Source organism: Aeromonas popoffii, assembly GCF_000820025.1.
Taxonomy (GTDB): Bacteria; Pseudomonadota; Gammaproteobacteria; order Enterobacterales; family Aeromonadaceae; genus Aeromonas; species Aeromonas popoffii.
Genome location: NZ_CDBI01000032.1, coordinates 15433 through 15984 on the forward strand (window position 1 = coordinate 15433; position 552 = coordinate 15984).

The 552-nt window shown below is 59.1% G+C and carries 1 protein-coding gene; it reads left to right on the top strand.

The annotated features are described in order from the left end of the window. Positions 1-195: 195 nt before the first annotated feature. The coding region (locus BN1129_RS06650) for a PfkB family carbohydrate kinase (RefSeq protein ID WP_042035360.1) at positions 196-552 on the top strand (357 nt) is incomplete at its 3' end.

Below are 552 nucleotides of genomic sequence, written 5' to 3' on the forward strand. Positions count from 1 at the left end.
GAAAAGGGGGGGCGGGGGCGAATGGCTGTGTGCTGGTCAGAGGGGTAGCCTGTGTCAGGGCCGCGTGGCGTGAACTGTAACTATGGGTTTCTTTTGTGCCTCAAATGGAAATCACAGGTTTGCTTTTACTACACCGTATAAAAGAGTGTGATAAAATCCGGAACTGAATTTTTCAGGTTTTGAGAGTCGATACAGATGAAGATCACCCTGCCCGAGTTTGAAAAAGCCCGCGTTCTGGTCGTTGGCGATGTCATGTTGGACCGCTATTGGCATGGCCCCACCGGCCGGATCTCGCCCGAGGCCCCGGTGCCCGTGGTCAAGGTTGAACACATTGAGGAGCGCCCGGGTGGCGCTGCCAACGTGGCCCTCAACTCTGCCGCACTGGGCGCTCACGCCGTGCTGCTGGGCCTGACCGGTCAGGATGAGGCCGCCGATGCCCTGGCTGGCCAGATGGCTGGCGTCAAGGTCGCCTGTGATTTCGTTCGTCTGGCCGACTATCCGACCATCACCAAGCTGCGGGTGCTTTCCCGCAACCAGCAACTGCTGCGCCTC